The organism is Sphingomonas sp. Leaf357 (genome assembly GCF_001423845.1).
Classification (GTDB): domain Bacteria; phylum Pseudomonadota; class Alphaproteobacteria; order Sphingomonadales; family Sphingomonadaceae; genus Sphingomonas.
In genome coordinates this window covers 1359252-1374765 of the sequence record NZ_LMPM01000001.1, presented here as the reverse complement: position 1 = coordinate 1374765, position 15514 = coordinate 1359252, and the positions used below count along the sequence as shown (strand labels likewise).

Below are 15514 nucleotides of genomic sequence, written 5' to 3'. Positions count from 1 at the left end.
AGAGGGAGGGGCCCATGCGCAGCATGGGAGGGTGAGGGGCGGTAGTGAGATCGCGCTACGCTGCAAACGACGGTTCCGTCGCCCGCGCCCGGGAGCTCCGCCAGGCCGCTACGCCAGCCGAAAACAAACTATGGGCGATCGTGCGCGGCCGGGCGCTTGACGGCCGCAAGTTCCGTCGTCAGCAACGCCTGGGGCCGTTCTACGCCGATTTCGTTTGCCAGGCAGAGCGGCTGGTGATTGAGATCGACGGCGATACACATGGCGGAACCGAGCTTGAAGATGCCCGACGGACGGCATTCCTCGAACGAGAAGGCTATCGCGTGCTGCGCCTCACCAATGCCGATGTGATGACGAATATCGAGGGCGTTGCGGAGGCGATCCGGGCGTCGCTCGTCCCCTCACCTTCCCACTCGGCTGCGCCGAGCGGGCCCCTTCCTCTCCCCCGATGGGGAGAGGAGATTTGAGCTACAACACCTTCGGTCGCGTCTTCCGGTTCACCACCTGGGGCGAGAGCCACGGCCCGGCGCTGGGCGCGGTGGTCGATGGCTGCCCGCCCGGTCTGGCGCTCGGCGAAGCCGATATCCAGCCGTTCCTCGACCAGCGGCGGCCCGGCACGTCGCGCTTCACGACGCAGCGGCAGGAGCCGGATCAGGTGAAGATCCTCTCGGGCGTGTTCGAGGGCCGCACCACCGGCACGCCGATCAGCCTGATGATCGAGAATGTCGATCAGCGCTCGAAGGATTATTCCGAGGTCGCGGTCGCCTATCGGCCCGGCCATGCCGATTACGCCTATGACGCGAAATACGGTTTCCGCGACTATCGCGGCGGTGGACGGTCGTCCGCGCGCGAGACGGCGGCGCGGGTCGCCGCGGGGGCGGTGGCCCGGCTGGTGATCCCGCAGGTGCGAATCCGCGCCTGGGTCGAGGCGATCGGCGGGGACGCGATCGATCCGGCCAATTTCGATGCCGACGAGATCGGGCGCAACCCGTTCTTCTGTCCCGACGCGGTGGCCGCGCTGCGCTGGGAAAGCCTGATCGACGCCGCGCGCAAGTCCGGATCGTCTTTGGGCGCGGTGATCGCGTGCGAGGCGACCGGCGTGCCGGCCGGCTGGGGCGCGCCGCTTTATGCCAAGCTGGACAGCGAACTGGCGGCCGCGTGCATGAGCATCAATGCCGTGAAGGGCGTGGAGATCGGCGACGGTTTTGCCGCTGCTGCGTTGCGCGGCGAGGACAATGCCGATGCGATGCGCCCCGGGCAGGCGGGTTCGGACGGCCCGGAATTCCTCGCCAACCATGCCGGCGGCATCGCCGGCGGCATATCGACCGGCCAGCCGGTGCTGGTCCGCGTCGCCTTCAAGCCGACCAGTTCGATCCTCACCCCCGTCCCCACCATCACCCGCGATGGCGCGGCGACCGAGATCATGACCAAGGGCCGCCACGATCCGTGCGTCGGTATTCGTGGTGCGCCAGTAGTAGAAGCGATGATGGCACTGGTGCTGGCCGACCAAGCGTTGCTCCAGCGCGCCCAATGTGGATGAGGATCGGCCAGCGGTTCGAATCCAGAGATGAAGGGAGCGACCTTTCAAGCATAAGATCGTTTTATCCTACGACCCGAATGTTTCGGGAAAGGAGAAGAACGATGCGTAACTTGATCCTTGGATTTGCAGCAATTGGCCTGTCGACCGCAGCTATTGCACAGAATGCTCCGGCAACGCCGCAGACCACGCCGGGCACCAACACGACGCCGACGATGCCTGCACCGGCTACCCCAGCCGATACGCCCACCACGACCGACATGAGCACGGTCGACCCGAGCGCACCTGCCACGACGACGGCACCGGCCACGACCGAAACGCCGAGTGCCGATCAGGCGACGACGACGTCGGCCGATCCGGCAACGACTTCCGAGACACCGAAGAAGTCGAAGAAGAAGCCGAAATAAGCTTCGAACGAACCTAGTTTCGTCAGCCGGCCGCGAACCTCGTGTTCGCGGCCGGTTTTTTTATTGCGTCCGCAAGCGGGCCAAAAAAACTCTGTTCGAGCTCAGCTTGTCGAAGCACATGCCCCGAACGCGCCCTTTTCGACAGGCTCAGGGCGACGGAAGGGGGATACGTCTAAGCCGACGATCAATCCGCGAACGGATCGCGCACCAGGATCGTGTCCTCGCGCTCCGGACTGGTCGAGACCAGCGCCACCGGGCAGTTGATCAGTTCCTCGATGCGGCGGATATACTTGATCGCCTGACCCGGCAAATCGGCCCAGCTGCGTGCGCCGGCGGTGGATTCGCTCCAGCCGGGCATCGTCTCGTAGACCGGCACGACCTGCGCCTGATCGGCGGCGTGCGAGGGGAAGTAATCCAGCGTTTCGCCGTTCAGCGTGTAGCCGGTGCAGATCTTCACCTCCTCGAACCCGTCGAGCACGTCGATCTTGGTCAGCGCGATGCCGGTGATCCCGCCGACCGCCGCCGATTGCCGCACCAGCACCGCATCGAACCAGCCGCAGCGGCGCTTGCGACCGGTTACGGTGCCGAATTCGTGGCCGCGCACGCCCAGCCGCTCGCCGGTCTCGTCCTCCAACTCGGTCGGGAACGGGCCGGAGCCGACGCGGGTCGTATAGGCCTTGGCGATGCCGAGCACGAAGCCCACCGCACTCGGGCCGAGGCCGGAGCCGCCCGCCGCGGTGCCCGAGATCGTGTTCGACGAGGTGACGAATGGATACGTGCCGTGATCGACATCGAGCAGCACGCCCTGCGCGCCTTCGAACAGGATGCGCCGCCCGCGGGCGCGCAGCGCGTTGAGGTCGCGCCACACCGGCTTGGCGAATTGCAGCACGAAGCCGGCGATCTCGCGCAGTTCGGCCAGCAGTGCCTCACGATCGATCGGCGGCTCGCCGAAGCCGGCGCGCAGCGCGTCGTGATGCGCGGTCAGGCGATCGAATTGCGGCCCGAGCGCATCGAGATGCGCCAGATCGCACACCCGGATCGCACGCCGGCCGACCTTGTCCTCATAGGCCGGGCCGATGCCGCGCCGCGTGGTGCCGATCTTGCCCGCGCCGCTGGCATCCTCGCGCAGCGAATCGAGATCGCGGTGGAACGGCAGGATCAGCGCGCAATTGTCGGCGATCATCAGCGTCTCGGGGCTGATCGCCACCCCCTGCCCGGCCAGCTTCTCGATCTCGGCCTTGAGCGCCCAGGGATCGAGCACCACGCCATTGCCGATCACCGACGGCGTACCGCGCACGATCCCCGAGGGCAGCAGCGACAGCTTGTAGACCTTCTCGCCGACGACCAGAGTGTGACCGGCATTGTGACCGCCCTGGAAGCGCACGACGACATCGGCGCGCTCGGCGAGCCAGTCGACGATCTTGCCCTTGCCCTCATCGCCCCATTGGGCGCCGATCACTGCTACGTTTGCCATGAATACGAGTCTCCGCCTGCCGGGCAACTCCACGCGCCCTTCGACAGGGCTCGACGCGCGGAGGGTTCAGAAACTGCGCGTGCGCCCCTGCCGGGGTGCCGCGCGGGTGTCAAGCCGAGAGCGGCCTCGCCACGCCGTGGCTCAGGATATGCGTGCACAATTGCGCCTCGGGCGTATCGCCTGCTTCCAGCGCAGCGACCGTCACCCAGCCATCGGTGCGCATGCGGGCGGCCAGCGCCGCATCGCTGCCGAGCGGCACGAACAGCCGCCGCCGCGCGATGCCGCCGATGCCCGCCGCGACGATGCCGTCGGCGAACAGCGAGAATCCCATCGCGGCCTCCTCCGCGCCGTTTTCGTGCACGATCGTGTAGCTGCCGCCGCGCCCGATCTCGCCGCGCACCGCATCCGCGAAGATCGAGAAGCCGAGCCAGCTTTGATATTCGAAGCCGTGCCGCTCGGTCGGATCGAGCGTGAGCGCGACCCGGCCCTTGAGGCTTTCGGCGATCTTCCACAGCGCATCGAGCCGACTGGTCAGCGCGCCACCGGCATCGAAGGCGCACAGCCGCTGGTGCGCCGCCTCGAACGGGCCGGCCGCCTCGATCAGCGGAAGGTAGGCGGGGGCGATCGCCGTGACGCCACCGGCATCCTTGGCATCGAGCCGGTCGCGCAGCAGATCGATCTTGTCGGCGGCGACCGGAAACGGACCGGCGGCGAGGATGTCGACCAGATCGGGCAAGGTGAAATCGATCGACACGCCGGTGACGCCCGCCGCCGCGAGCGCCTCGACCGCGACCTGCGTCACCTCGACCGCCGCCGCCACCGTATCCAGCCCGATCAACTCGCAGCCGATCTGGCGCAGTTCGCGCTCCGGGCTGAGTTGCGAGGCGCGCAGTTTCAGGATCGGGCCGGCATAGGACAGGCGGACGGGGCGCGGGTGATGCCCCATCCGAGTCGCGGCGATCCGCCCGATCTGCGCCGTGATGTCGGGTCGAACCGCCAGCGTCGCCTGGCTGACCGGATCGACGAAGCGCACCGAATCCTGCGCCCGTGCCGATTTCAGCCGCCCGGCGAGCCCCGCCTCGAATTCGGCCAAGGCTGGGTCGGCACGTTCGTAGCCATGCGCGTACGCAGCCCCCAACACCGCCGCCTCCAGCCGCGCGGCGGCATCGGCATAAGGGGGCAGGCGGTCACGGAAACCTTCTGGGAGAAGGGCATTGGTCATAAGGAAGATGAACCTGACTCCCTCTCCCCGCTTGCGGGGAGAGGGTTGGGGAGAGGGGCAGTTGCAAGCGCGGCAATGATGGCTTCAAGGACCGACGCCTCATTGATCATGACATCGGAATTCGCAAACCGGATAACACGATACCCCTGCCGTTCAAGCCACGCGGTCCGTTGCGCATCCCGCGCCTCGTTGCCTGCATGCGTATCGCCATCAAGCTCGATGACGAGGCGATGCGACCGAGCGGCGAAATCGGCAATGAAAGCCCCGATCACGACCTGGCGGCTGAATTTTACGCCGTTCAAGCGCTTTGCACGAAGATGATACCATAATCGCGCCTCCGGTCCGGTCGGCTCGCTGCGCATGACCTTAGCGCAATCAAGTATCGTTCCGGACGTTCTGGTTCGCGGCACGGCCCCTCTCCCCGGCCCTCTCCCCGCAAGCGGGGAGAGGGAGATGTCCTAGAAGCTCAGGCCCATCGCGGTGCGGACGCCGGCCAGGGCGCGCACCTTGGCGAGGAGTTCCGCCGACACCGGTTCGTCGACCGACAGCAGCAGCACCGCCTCGCCACCGGCCGAGCGGCGGCCGAGGTGGAAGGTGCCGATGTTGACGCCCTGCTCGCCGAGCAGCGAGCCCAAACGACCGATGAAGCCGGGCGCGTCCTCGTTGACGACGTACAGCATGTGCCCGGCCAGGTCGGCCTCGACCTTGATGCCGAACAGCTCGACCAGGCGCGGCGCGGCATCGCCGAACAGCGTGCCGGCGACCGAACGCTCGCCCGCGTCAGTCTTGACCGAGACGCGCAGCAGCGTGTGGTAATCGCCCTCGCGCTCGGTGCGCACCTCACGCACCTCGATGCCGCGTTCCTTGGCGAGCAAAGGCGCGTTGACCATATTGACGGTGTCGGTCTGCGTGCGCAGGAACCCGGCCAGCACGGCGGAGACCATCGGCTTTGGGTTCAGCTCGGCCGCGGCGCCCTCGGTATGGACCGAGATGCGGCCGATCGACCCGGTGGTGAGCTGGCCGACCAGCGACCCGAGCTTCTCGGCGAGCGCCATGTACGGCTTCAGGCGCGGCGCTTCCTCGGCGGACAGCGACGGCACGTTGAGCGCGTTGGTCACGCCGCCCGACACGAGATAGTCCGCCATCTGCTCGGCGACCTGGATCGCCACATTGACCTGAGCCTCGTTGGTCGAGGCACCCAGATGCGGGGTGGAAACGAAGTTGGGCGTGCCGAACAACGGGTTCTCCTTGGCCGGCTCCTGCACGAACACGTCGAGCGCCGCGCCGCCGATATGGCCCGAATCGAGCCCGGCCTTCAGCGCCGCCTCGTCGATCAGCCCACCGCGCGCGCAATTGATGATGCGCACGCCCGGCTTGGTCTTGGCGAGATTCTCCGCCGACAGGATGTTGCGCGTCTGGTCGGTCAGCGGCGTGTGCAAAGTGATGAAGTCGGCGCGGGCGAGCAGATCGTCCAGCTCGACCTTCTCGACGCCCAGTTCGAGCGCGCGTTCCGGCGACAGGAAGGGATCGAACGCAATGACCTTCATCTTCAGGCCGCGCGCACGATCGGCGACGATGCCGCCGATATTGCCCGCGCCGATCAGGCCCAATGTCTTGGCGGTCAGCTCGACGCCCATGAAGCGGTTCTTCTCCCATTTGCCGGCCTGCGTGCTGGCGTCCGCCTCGGGAAGCTGGCGGGCGAGCGCGAACATCAGCGCGATGGCGTGTTCGGCGGTGGTGATCGAATTGCCGAACGGGGTGTTCATCACGACCACGCCCTGCGCCGAGGCGGCGGGGATATCGACATTGTCCACGCCGATCCCGGCGCGGCCGATGACCTTGAGATTGGTCGCGGCGGCGAGAATCGCCTTGGTCACCTTGGTGGAAGAGCGGATCGCGAGGCCGTCATAGTCGCCGATGATCGCGATCAGTTCCTCGGGCGTCTTGCCGGTGATCTCGTCCACTTCGACGCCGCGCTCGCGGAAGATCTGCGCGGCCTTGGGGTCCATTGCGTCGCTGATGAGTACTTTTGGCATGGGGAATATCTTTCGAAACAGCCGTCATCCCCGCGCAGGCGGGGATCCATAATCGCTGACGGCACTTGGTATGGATCCCCGCCTGCGCGGGGATGACGAGAATTAAGCGGCGACCTGCGCCTTCACGGTCGCATAGGCCCAGTCGAGCCACGGCCCGAGCGCCTCGATATCGGCGGTGTCCACCGTCGCGCCGCACCAGATGCGCAAGCCCGCCGGCGCATCGCGGTAGCCGGCGATGTCGTACGCCGCATCGGCCTTTTCGAGGAGAGCCGCGAACGCCTTGATGAACGCCTCGTCGGCACCCTCGACGGTGAGGCACACGCTGGTCTTCGAACGCGACGCTTCGTCCGCCGCCAGATGCCCGAGCCAGTCGCGCTCGGCGACGATCTTGCCCAAGGCCGCCGCGTTGGCGTCGCTGCGCGCGATCAGCCCGTCCGCGCCGCCGACCGATTTCGCCCATTCCAGCGCGAGTATCGCATCCTCCACCGCCAGCATCGACGGGGTGTTGATCGTCTCGCCCTTGAACACGCCCTCGGTCAGCTTGCCCTTGGAAACGAGGCGGAACACCTTGGGCAGCGGCCAGGCCGGCGCGTAGCTTTCGAGCCGTTCGACCGCGCGGGGGCCGAGGATCAGCACGCCGTGGCCGCCCTCCCCGCCCAGCACCTTCTGCCAGCTGAACGTGGCGACATCGATCTTCGTCCAGTCGATGTCATAGGCGAACACGCCCGACGTCGCGTCGGCGAAGCTCAGCCCCTCGCGGTCGGCCGGGATCCAGTCGGCATTCGGCACGCGCACGCCCGAGGTGGTGCCGTTCCAGGTGAACAGCACGTCGTTCGACCAATCGACCGCGGCGAGATCGGGCAGCTGGCCGTAGTCGGCGCGGATAACGGTCGGGTCGATCTTGAGCTGCTTGACGGCGTCCATCACCCAGCCTTCGCCGAAGCTTTCCCAGGCGAGCGTCGTGACAGGCCTGGCACCCAGCATCGTCCACATCGCCATCTCGAACGCGCCGGTATCCGATCCCGGGACGATGCCGATGCGGTGCGTGTCGGGCAGGCGCAGCAGCTCGCGCATCAGATCGATCGCATATTGCAGGCGCACCTTGCCGAGCTTCGAGCGATGCGAGCGGCCGAGGACGGCGGTATCGAGTTTCTCGGGGCTCCAGCCGGGCGGCTTCGCGCACGGGCCGCTGGAAAAATACGGACGCGCCGGCTTATGCGCCGGGGCGGCAGGTAGATCAGTCATGTAGTCTCTCCTCACAGAGAGCACGCGCGGCGTTGGGACCGCGTGGCCCGTCGCCGCCTCTAGAGATGTGGGATGAGGTGTCAATCGGCGATGTCGATGCTACGCATGCATCCTTGCATAGCATGACTAGTTTAGCTATGACGTCGGTATGGAGATCGAAGCCTGGCAATCGCAGTTGAGAAAGGGCGCCGCCGAACTGGTCGTGCTGTCGGCGCTATCGGACGGCGAAGCGTATGGCCTGCAGATCCTGCGCCGCGCCAATGCCGGTGGCGATCTGGTCAGCGAGGGCACGTTGTATCCGTTGCTCGCGCGGCTGGAAAGAAGTGGGCGAATTTCGGCGCGTTGGTCGCCACCCGAGCCCGGCGCGAACCCGCGCAAATATTATGCGCTGACGCCGCAAGGCCGCGCGCTGGCCGAGACGATGCGGCTGCGCTGGGCCGATTTCCGCAACATGGTTTCCGCCGCAGTGGAGCAAGAACATGCCGCATGACGAGACGCCGACCGAGATCGATCACTATGTCCGTAAGCTGTTATGGGGCTTGCAGAGCCTGCCGCACGAGGATCGGCTGAGCATCGCCGCGGAAATCCACAGCCATTTGACCGATTGCGCCGCCGATGGTTCGGATGCGCTGGAACGCGCCCGCGCACGGCTCGGGGCGCCGCACATGCTCGCCGCACGCTATGTCGAGGAATACGCCCTGAGCGGCGCGCTCGCCCGCATCGCGCCGGGCCATCTGCTGCTGGCGGTGATCGATCGCGGATCCCGCAGCGTCGGAGCCGCCTTGGCCGGGTTCGGTGCGGCGATGAGCTATCTGTTCGTGCTGGCCTTCGCCGTGATCGCCATCGCCAAACCGATCGTGCCGCAGAATGTCGGATTATGGAAAGAGCGAGGCGGTGCCCTGACCGCCGGACTGGTGGCGAATCGCCCGTCGGGGGCGGATGAGTTGCTCGGGCTGTGGATCGTGCCGCTCGCGATCGGCGCGGCACTGGCCTGCTATCTGTTCGGCACGCAGGTGCTGCGCTCCGTCGCACGGCGGCGGCTGGCGGCTATTCCGCGCTGACCCGGTTCGGCTTACGCAGAGCCGGTGAAGCGTTATCCACTCCTCGTCCTTCTACTGCTTTCCGCCTGTAGCGGCGGCAGCGACAGCAATCGCCCGCCGCCCCGCCCGGCGGGCGCTCGGCCGGTGACGCTGAACATCCCGACGTCGAGCGAGACACGGGCGTGCTTCGCCGATCTGTCGCGCATCGGCGTGCGTTATTCGCCGCTGCCGGATCGCGATTTCGGCGGCGGGTGTCAGGTGATCGGCGCGGTGCAGCTGATCGATGTCGGGCTGCCCGTCACCGGCATAAAGGGCATGCGCTGCGGTCTTGCCCGCGCGTTCATCGGCTGGGCGCGCAGCGGCGTGGCGCCGGCCGCGCACCAGATCCTCGGCAGCGACGTGGTGAAGATTGAGACGATGGGCACCTATGCCTGCCGCAACACGGTCGGCACCGCCAGCGCCTATACGCGCCTGTCCGGCCATGCCACGGCCAATGCGGTCGATATCTCGGGCTTCGTGCTGGCCGACGGGCGGCGCATCACGATCCAGCAGGACTGGCGATCGACCGATCCGGCGGTGCTCGATTTCCTGCGCACGATCCGCGCCTCGGCGTGCAAGCGCTTCGGCACGGTGCTGAGCCCCGATTACAATGCGGCGCATTACAACCACCTGCATTTCGAGGACGATCGCGCCAACTTCTGCCGCTGATGCCCTGTTCAAGAAGCGCCGAGAGACATCTTCAAACGCTCGTCGCTTTGCTCTAAGGGCCGTTGATGACCGATACACACGTTCCATCGCGCGTCTTTCCGCGCGCCCGCCAGGATGCCGAGACCGCCAATGCCGGCGTGCACACTCCGCAGACCGAAAACCCCAGCTTCCGCCTCGCATTCCAAGACATGGATTTCCTGCTGCGCGAGGATCTGCGCCCGGTGCGCTTCCAGCTCGAACTGCTGAAGCCGGAGCTGATCCTGGAAGAGGCGAACATCGCCTCGACCTTCGTGTTCTATGGATCGGCGCGTATCCCGGAGCCGGACAAGGCGCAGGCGCTGCTCGACATCGCGCGCGCTGCTGAAGGCGACAATGTGCAGGGCATCCGTATCGCCGAGAGCCTGGTCGCCAAGTCGAAATATTACGAGGTCGCGCGCGATCTCGCCCGCAAGGTCAGCCAGTGCCCGCTCGACGAAGCCGGCAAGCGCCAGTTCGTCGTCTGCTCGGGCGGCGGGCCGTCGATCATGGAGGCGGCGAATCGCGGTGCCGCGGACGAAGGCCAGGAATCGATCGGCCTGAACATCGTCCTGCCGCACGAACAGGCACCGAACCCGTACGTCACGCCGCACCTGTCGATGCAGTTCCACTATTTCGCGCTGCGCAAGATGCACTTCCTGCTCCACGCCCGCGCACTGGCGGCGTTCCCGGGCGGGTTCGGCACGTTCGACGAGCTGTTCGAACTGCTGACGCTCATTCAGACCGGCAAGATCAAACCGATCCCGGTGCTGCTGTTCGGCAAGGAATTCTGGAACAAGGTGGTGAATTTCCAGGCGCTGGTCGACGAGGGCGTGGTCTCGCCGCGCGACATGAACCTGTTCACCTTCGTCGAGACGGCGGACGAAGCCTGGGCCGTGGTGCAGGACTTCTACCGCGAGCCTTCGATCGCGGCGGCGGAATAGCCTCAAGCCCGTCCTCCCCGCGCAGGCGGGGATGACGGGCCGCGAGGCTATCCGTCGATCTCGAAGAACAGGTCGCGCCAATCGGGATTGCCGCGCTGGATCAGCGCGATCTTCCACGCGCGATTCCAACCCTTGAGCGCCTTTTCACGGGCAATGGCGTCGGCAATCGTTTCCGACGCCTCGACATATATCAGCTTGTCGATGCCGTATTTGATGCAGAACGCGCTGCCCTTGCGGGCGCGATGCTCGGCCATCCGGCGCGCGATTCCGTTCGTTACACCAATGTAGAGCGCGCCGTTGCGGCGATTGGCGATGATGTAGACGTAGGCGCGGGCCATCGCGCCCTCACGCCGTCATCCCCGCGAAAGCGGGGACCCATCTCGCACCGATGCCCACAACGCAACCATTGTGATAAAGGAAAGCGTAGGAGATGGGTCCCCGCTTTCGCGGGGATGACGGGGGTAGGGATAACGGGGAGATCGACCGAGCGACCATCCCCGCCAGTCACATCACTTCTTCGCGTCTTCCTTCGCGCCGCGTACGGCGGCGGCCGGGTCGATCGAGGGCGCGCCGGTCGCCGGGGCGGCCTTGTTGCCGAGATCGTCGGTCGTCGGGGCGGCCTTGCCGCCAGGATCGGCGGGGGCACCGGCCGGCGCCGTCGCGGCGGGGGCCGCCGGGAGCGGCAGGTTGCTGCCCATCGAATTGATGTAGGCCAACACGTTGGCGCGATCCTGGCCGTTGCCGATGCCGGCGAAGGTCATCTTTGTGCCCGGGGCGAACTTGCGCGGGGACGTGAGCCAGGCGCTCATCGTCTCGAAATCCCACTTGCCGCCCTTGGCCTTCAGCGCGTCCGAGAAGGCGAAGCCGCCCTTGCCCTCGGCCACGCCTTCGCCCAGCGTGCCGTACAGGTTCGGGCCGATGCCGTTCGCGCCACCCTGGTTGATGGTGTGGCAGGCGGCGCATTTCTTGAACACTTCCGCGCCCTTGGCCGGATCGGCGCTGGCGAGCAGAGTCGCGATCGGCACTTCCGCCGCGCCGCCGGCGTCGCCGCCTTCATCCGCAGCCTCGATCGGGAAGCCGAATTTCTCGGGCTTTTCGGCGTGGAACACCAAGCCGCCGACGATCGACAGCCCCAGCGCCGCGCCGCATGCCGCCAGCACCCAGCCCGCGATCGTGTTCGTCCGATTGTCCATTTCTGCCCCAGCCTGTTCGCAAAAGTCGGTTTCCTTTAGATTCGCGTTGCCCGCACCGCAAGCGGCGCTTAAGCGCGGCGGCCTCATGGAGAATTTTGCCGCCCCCGCCCGCCCGATCGTGGCGCGGATGACCGCCGCCGCCGCAGCCGACCCGTCGCGCGCCGTGGCGTTCCAGGGCGCGCCCGGCGCGAACAGCCATGTTGCGGCGGTGGAAGCCTTTCCGGATGGGCTGCCCTTGCCCTGTTTCGATTTCGCCGATGCGATCGACGCGGTGCGCGACGGGCGGGCGGATTGCGCGATCATCCCGATCGAAAATTCCTTGCACGGCCGCGTTGCCGACATGCACTTCCTGCTGCCCGAATCGGGCCTGGTGATCACCGGCGAACATTTCCTCGGCATCAAGCATGCGCTGATGGGACTCGGCACGCGCGACGAGGTGCGCGAGGCGATGAGCCATCCGCAGGCGCTGGGCCAGTGCCGCCACTGGCTGCGCGAGCACGATATCCAGCCGGTATCCTATCCCGACACGGCGGGCGCGGCGGCGGTGGTCGCGGAACGCGGCGATCCGACGATCGCCGCGCTCGCCCCGCCCGGCGCGGCGGCGATCTACGGGCTGAACCTGCTTGCCGAGGGGCTGGCCGATGCCGATCACAACACGACGCGCTTCGTGGTGCTGGCGCGCGCGGGCCACGCCACGCCAGAAGGTCAGAGGGGCGGCGACGGGCCGTACATGACGACCCTGATCTTCGAGGTGAAGAACGTGCCGGCCGCACTGTACAAGGCGATGGGCGGGTTCGCGACCAACGGCGTCAACATGACCAAGCTGGAAAGCTATCAGCGCGGCGGCACCTTCGCGGCGACCGAATTCTTCGCCGATGTCGAGGGCAAGCCCGGCGACCCGGGGCTCGACCGCGCGCTGGAGGAATTGCGCTTCCATTCGAAATGGGTGCGCCTGCTCGGCACCTATCGGCAGGCGCGCGCGCGGGGCTAATCCAGCCGCCGCGCACCCTCCGCGCGCACCGCGGCGATCGTCGGATAGCCGTTGACCGCCATCATCAGGTCCGCCTCGGCCAGGATGCATTTCAGCACATGCGCCGCCCCCGCCGCGCCATCCAGCGCGAGGCCGTAGCTGTAGGGCCGCCCGACTCCGACCGCCGTCGCCCCCAGCGCCAGCGCCTTGACCACGTCGCTGCCCGATCGGATTCCCGAATCGAACATTACCGGCACGCCCCCCGCCCCGGCGACCACCTCCGGCAGCAAATCGATCGCGGCGATGCCGCCATTGGCCTGCCGTCCGCCATGATTGGAGCAATAGATGCCGCCCGCCCCGGCATCGACCGCGCGGCGCGCATCGTCGCCGTGGCAGATGCCCTTCAGCACGATCGGCAGCTTGGTCAGCGATTTCAACCAAGGCATGTCGTCCCAGGTCAGCACCTTGCCGAACAGGCGGCTCCACAGCCCGATCGCCTCGGGCAGATTGCCCGCGACCGGCTTGCCGAGCAGGCGCTGGAAGACAGGATCGCAGAAGTAATTCTCCAGCACGTGCCCGCGCAATTGCGGGAAGTTGCCGGTGTTCAGGTCGCGCGGTCGCCAGCCCGTCACCCAGGTGTCCAGCGTGACGACGATCGCCTTGTAGCCCGCCGCCTCGGCCCGACCGACCAGACTGGCGGCGAGATCCGGATCGCGCGGGGTGTAAAGCTGGAACAGGCCGGGCGTCTCGCCGCTCGCCTTCAGCACATCCTCCATGGAATCGTTGGCCAAGGTCGAGGCGCACAACGGCACGCCGGTGATCGCGGCGGCCTTGGCCGCGGCGATGTCGCCATGCCCGTCCTGCGTGCAGATGCCGGTGACGCCGATCGGGCACATGAACAGAGGCGTGGGGAGTTTCATGCCGAGCAGGTCGATCGACAGATCGCGCTCGCCGGCATCGACCATCATGCGCGGGACCATGCCCCAATGGTCGAACGCGCTGCGGTTGCGGTTCTGCGTGGTCTCGTCGCCGCACCCGCCCTGCACGTAGTTCAACACATAAGGCGGCATCGCGGCCTCGGCCCGGGCGACGAGGGTCGCGTAATCGACCGGCACCTTGGGCAACACGCCACCGAGGCCCGCGCCGTAGATCTCGTTCTGATAGGCGCCGTAATTGGGCATGCTTCCGCTCCGTGCTTTGCTTTTGCAGTATTGTGCCAGATCGTCGCACTATTCGTCACCCCGGACTTGTTCCGGGGTCCACCGAGCGGCTAGGCCACACGCAAGGGTCGCGCGCCAAGAACGCGGCACGGTGGACCCCGGAACACGTCCGGGGTGACGGTGGCCGAGGCGTCTGCGAACGCCGAGGCTCTTGAGGGGACCAAGATGAAGATAGCGACCGATACGCCCCTTACCCCGCCGCCGCACGTTCCGTTCTACAAGATCCTCTACGTCCAGGTGATCGTGGCGATCGTCGCCGGCGCGCTGCTCGGGCATTTCTCGGCCGAAACGGGCGAGGCGATGAAGCCGCTGGGCGATTTCTTCATCAAGCTGGTCAAAATGATCATCGCGCCCGTCATCTTCCTGAGCGTCGTCAGCGGCATCGCGGGGATGCGCGAATTGAAGACGGTCGGGCGTGTCGCGGCCAAGGCGTTCGGATACTTCCTGTTCTTCTCGACGGTCGCGCTGATCGTCGGGCTGATCGTCGCCAATCTCGTGCGCCCGGGCGCGGGGATGAACATCGATCCGGCGACGCTCGATGCCGGGGCGGTCGCGACCTATAGCCACGCCGCCGCTGAGACGAGCACGGTCGGCTTCATCATGGCGATCGTGCCGACCACGATGGTGTCGGCACTGACCGACGGGTCGATCCTGCAGACGTTGTTCGTCGCGATCCTGTTCGGCATCGCGCTGAGCCTGGTCGGCGAACCGGCCGGGCCGGTGCTGGACCTGATCGAGCGGCTGTCGATCGTCGTGTTCCGGCTGGTCGGCATATTGATGCGCGTGGCGCCGATCGGCGCGTTCGGGGCGATCGCCTTCACGGTCGGCAAATATGGCGCGGGCAGCCTCGTCAATCTCGGCGGGCTGGTGGCGACCTTCTACCTCACCTCGATCTTCTTCGTGCTGGTGATCCTGGGCGCGGTCGCGCGGCTGCACGGATTCTCGATCCTGAAGCTGATCGCCTATCTTAAGGCCGAATTGCTGCTGGTGCTGGGCACCTCCTCGTCTGAAGCGGCACTGCCCAACCTGATCGCCAAGATGGAACGCGCGGGATGCGACAAATCGGTCGTCGGGCTGGTCGTGCCGACCGGCTATTCGTTCAATCTGGACGGCACCAACATCTACATGACGCTGGCCGCGTTGTTCATCGCGCAGGCGTGCAACGTGCATCTGACGCTGGGCGACGAACTGGCGCTGCTCGGCGTGGCGATGCTGTCGTCGAAGGGCGCGGCGGGGGTGACCGGCGCGGGGTTCATCACGCTCGCCGCGACGCTGTCGATCGTGCCGAGCGTGCCGGTGGCGGGCATGGCGCTGATCCTCGGCGTCGATCGCTTCATGAGCGAATGCCGCAGCCTGACCAACTTCATGGGCAATGCCGTCGCCTCGGTGGTGATCGCGCGGTGGGAGAATGCGCTGGACCGGGACGCGCTGGCGGCGGCGCTCGGGGGAAAGACGGCGCGCTAGTCGTACGAAGGCTCCCCTCCCTGGAAGGGAGGGGCTGGGGGT

The 15514-nt window shown here is 66.8% G+C and carries 17 protein-coding genes; 9 read left to right on the top strand and 8 right to left on the bottom strand.

Features of this window, described 5'->3' with window-relative positions:
• The first annotated feature begins 44 nt into the window (after positions 1 to 44).
• The 3 genes from ASG11_RS18330 (at position 45) to ASG11_RS06360 (ending at position 1941) form a co-directional block, all read left to right on the top strand.
• Entirely contained in the window at positions 45 to 464 is a 420-nt protein-coding gene (locus ASG11_RS18330; RefSeq protein WP_082472630.1) for an endonuclease domain-containing protein, read from the top strand.
• The gene (gene aroC, locus ASG11_RS06365) at positions 461 to 1537 is read left to right on the top strand and encodes a chorismate synthase (RefSeq protein ID WP_055776634.1); all 1077 of its coding nucleotides are present in this window, start codon (positions 461 to 463) and stop codon (positions 1535 to 1537) included. The genes ASG11_RS18330 and aroC overlap by 4 nt, the downstream gene beginning before the upstream one ends.
• A 101-nt stretch (positions 1538 to 1638) precedes the next feature.
• Entirely contained in the window at positions 1639 to 1941 is a 303-nt protein-coding gene (locus tag ASG11_RS06360; protein WP_055776631.1) for a hypothetical protein, read from the top strand.
• Between the two features lie 184 nt (positions 1942 to 2125).
• On the opposite strand, the gene ASG11_RS06355 is transcribed toward ASG11_RS06360, so the two are convergent.
• The 5 genes from ASG11_RS06355 to ASG11_RS06340 form a co-directional block, all read right to left on the bottom strand.
• Positions 2126 to 3415 carry an adenylosuccinate synthase gene (locus ASG11_RS06355; protein ID WP_055776624.1) on the bottom strand — a complete coding sequence of 430 codons (1290 nt, stop codon included), beginning with the start codon at positions 3413 to 3415 and terminating at the stop codon, positions 2126 to 2128.
• Positions 3416 to 3524: 109 nt separating this feature from the next.
• On the bottom strand, positions 3525 to 4637 hold the full coding sequence (locus tag ASG11_RS06350) for an ATP phosphoribosyltransferase regulatory subunit (RefSeq protein ID WP_055776623.1): 1113 nt from the start codon (positions 4635 to 4637) through the stop codon (positions 3525 to 3527).
• Positions 4634 to 4999 carry an endonuclease domain-containing protein gene (locus ASG11_RS18325; protein WP_082472629.1) on the bottom strand — a complete coding sequence of 122 codons (366 nt, stop codon included), beginning with the start codon at positions 4997 to 4999 and terminating at the stop codon, positions 4634 to 4636. Before ASG11_RS18325 ends, ASG11_RS06350 begins: the two co-directional genes overlap by 4 nt.
• A 96-nt stretch (positions 5000 to 5095) precedes the next feature.
• Positions 5096 to 6673, bottom strand: a complete 1578-nt coding sequence (gene serA, locus ASG11_RS06345; RefSeq protein ID WP_055776621.1) for a phosphoglycerate dehydrogenase — start codon at positions 6671 to 6673, stop codon at positions 5096 to 5098.
• A 102-nt stretch (positions 6674 to 6775) separates the two neighbouring features.
• A complete protein-coding gene (locus tag ASG11_RS06340) occupies positions 6776 to 7918 on the bottom strand; it encodes a phosphoserine transaminase (protein WP_055776617.1) in 1143 nt (380 codons plus the stop codon).
• A 148-nt stretch (positions 7919 to 8066) separates the two neighbouring features.
• On the opposite strand from ASG11_RS06340, the gene ASG11_RS06335 reads away from it, so the two are divergent.
• From ASG11_RS06335 to ASG11_RS06320, 4 genes are all read left to right on the top strand, one after another.
• Positions 8067 to 8408 (top strand): PadR family transcriptional regulator, encoded by a 342-nt coding sequence (locus ASG11_RS06335; RefSeq protein ID WP_055776614.1) that lies wholly within the window; start codon positions 8067 to 8069, stop codon positions 8406 to 8408.
• A complete protein-coding gene (locus ASG11_RS06330) occupies positions 8398 to 8979 on the top strand; it encodes an HAAS signaling domain-containing protein (RefSeq protein WP_055776609.1) in 582 nt (193 codons plus the stop codon). Before ASG11_RS06335 ends, ASG11_RS06330 begins: the two co-directional genes overlap by 11 nt.
• 24 nt (positions 8980 to 9003) lie before the next feature.
• The gene (locus ASG11_RS06325) at positions 9004 to 9666 is read left to right on the top strand and encodes an extensin family protein (RefSeq protein ID WP_082472628.1); all 663 of its coding nucleotides are present in this window, start codon (positions 9004 to 9006) and stop codon (positions 9664 to 9666) included.
• Between the two features lie 65 nt (positions 9667 to 9731).
• Positions 9732 to 10625 carry a TIGR00730 family Rossman fold protein gene (locus tag ASG11_RS06320; protein ID WP_055776606.1) on the top strand — a complete coding sequence of 298 codons (894 nt, stop codon included), beginning with the start codon at positions 9732 to 9734 and terminating at the stop codon, positions 10623 to 10625.
• A 47-nt stretch (positions 10626 to 10672) separates the two neighbouring features.
• On the opposite strand, the gene ASG11_RS06315 is transcribed toward ASG11_RS06320, so the two are convergent.
• Together ASG11_RS06315 and ASG11_RS06310 are read right to left on the bottom strand one after the other, a co-directional pair.
• Entirely contained in the window at positions 10673 to 10963 is a 291-nt protein-coding gene (locus ASG11_RS06315; protein ID WP_055776602.1) for a GIY-YIG nuclease family protein, read from the bottom strand.
• Between the two features lie 171 nt (positions 10964 to 11134).
• A complete protein-coding gene (locus ASG11_RS06310; RefSeq protein ID WP_055776599.1) occupies positions 11135 to 11818 on the bottom strand; it encodes a c-type cytochrome in 684 nt (227 codons plus the stop codon).
• An 85-nt stretch (positions 11819 to 11903) separates the two neighbouring features.
• Here ASG11_RS06310 and ASG11_RS06305 point away from each other — a divergent pair, with 85 nt between their 5' ends.
• Positions 11904 to 12809 (top strand): prephenate dehydratase, encoded by a 906-nt coding sequence (locus ASG11_RS06305; protein WP_055780414.1) that lies wholly within the window; start codon positions 11904 to 11906, stop codon positions 12807 to 12809.
• Here the strand turns inward: ASG11_RS06305 and ASG11_RS06300 are convergent.
• Positions 12806 to 13969, bottom strand: a complete 1164-nt coding sequence (locus ASG11_RS06300; RefSeq protein WP_055776596.1) for an alpha-hydroxy-acid oxidizing protein — start codon at positions 13967 to 13969, stop codon at positions 12806 to 12808. The genes ASG11_RS06305 and ASG11_RS06300 overlap by 4 nt on opposite strands.
• Positions 13970 to 14173: 204 nt before the next feature.
• Between ASG11_RS06300 and ASG11_RS06295 the strand changes: the two genes are divergently transcribed.
• Complete coding sequence (locus tag ASG11_RS06295; RefSeq protein WP_055776593.1) at positions 14174 to 15472, top strand: dicarboxylate/amino acid:cation symporter; 1299 nt, start codon at positions 14174 to 14176, stop codon at positions 15470 to 15472.
• Positions 15473 to 15514 lie beyond the last annotated feature (42 nt).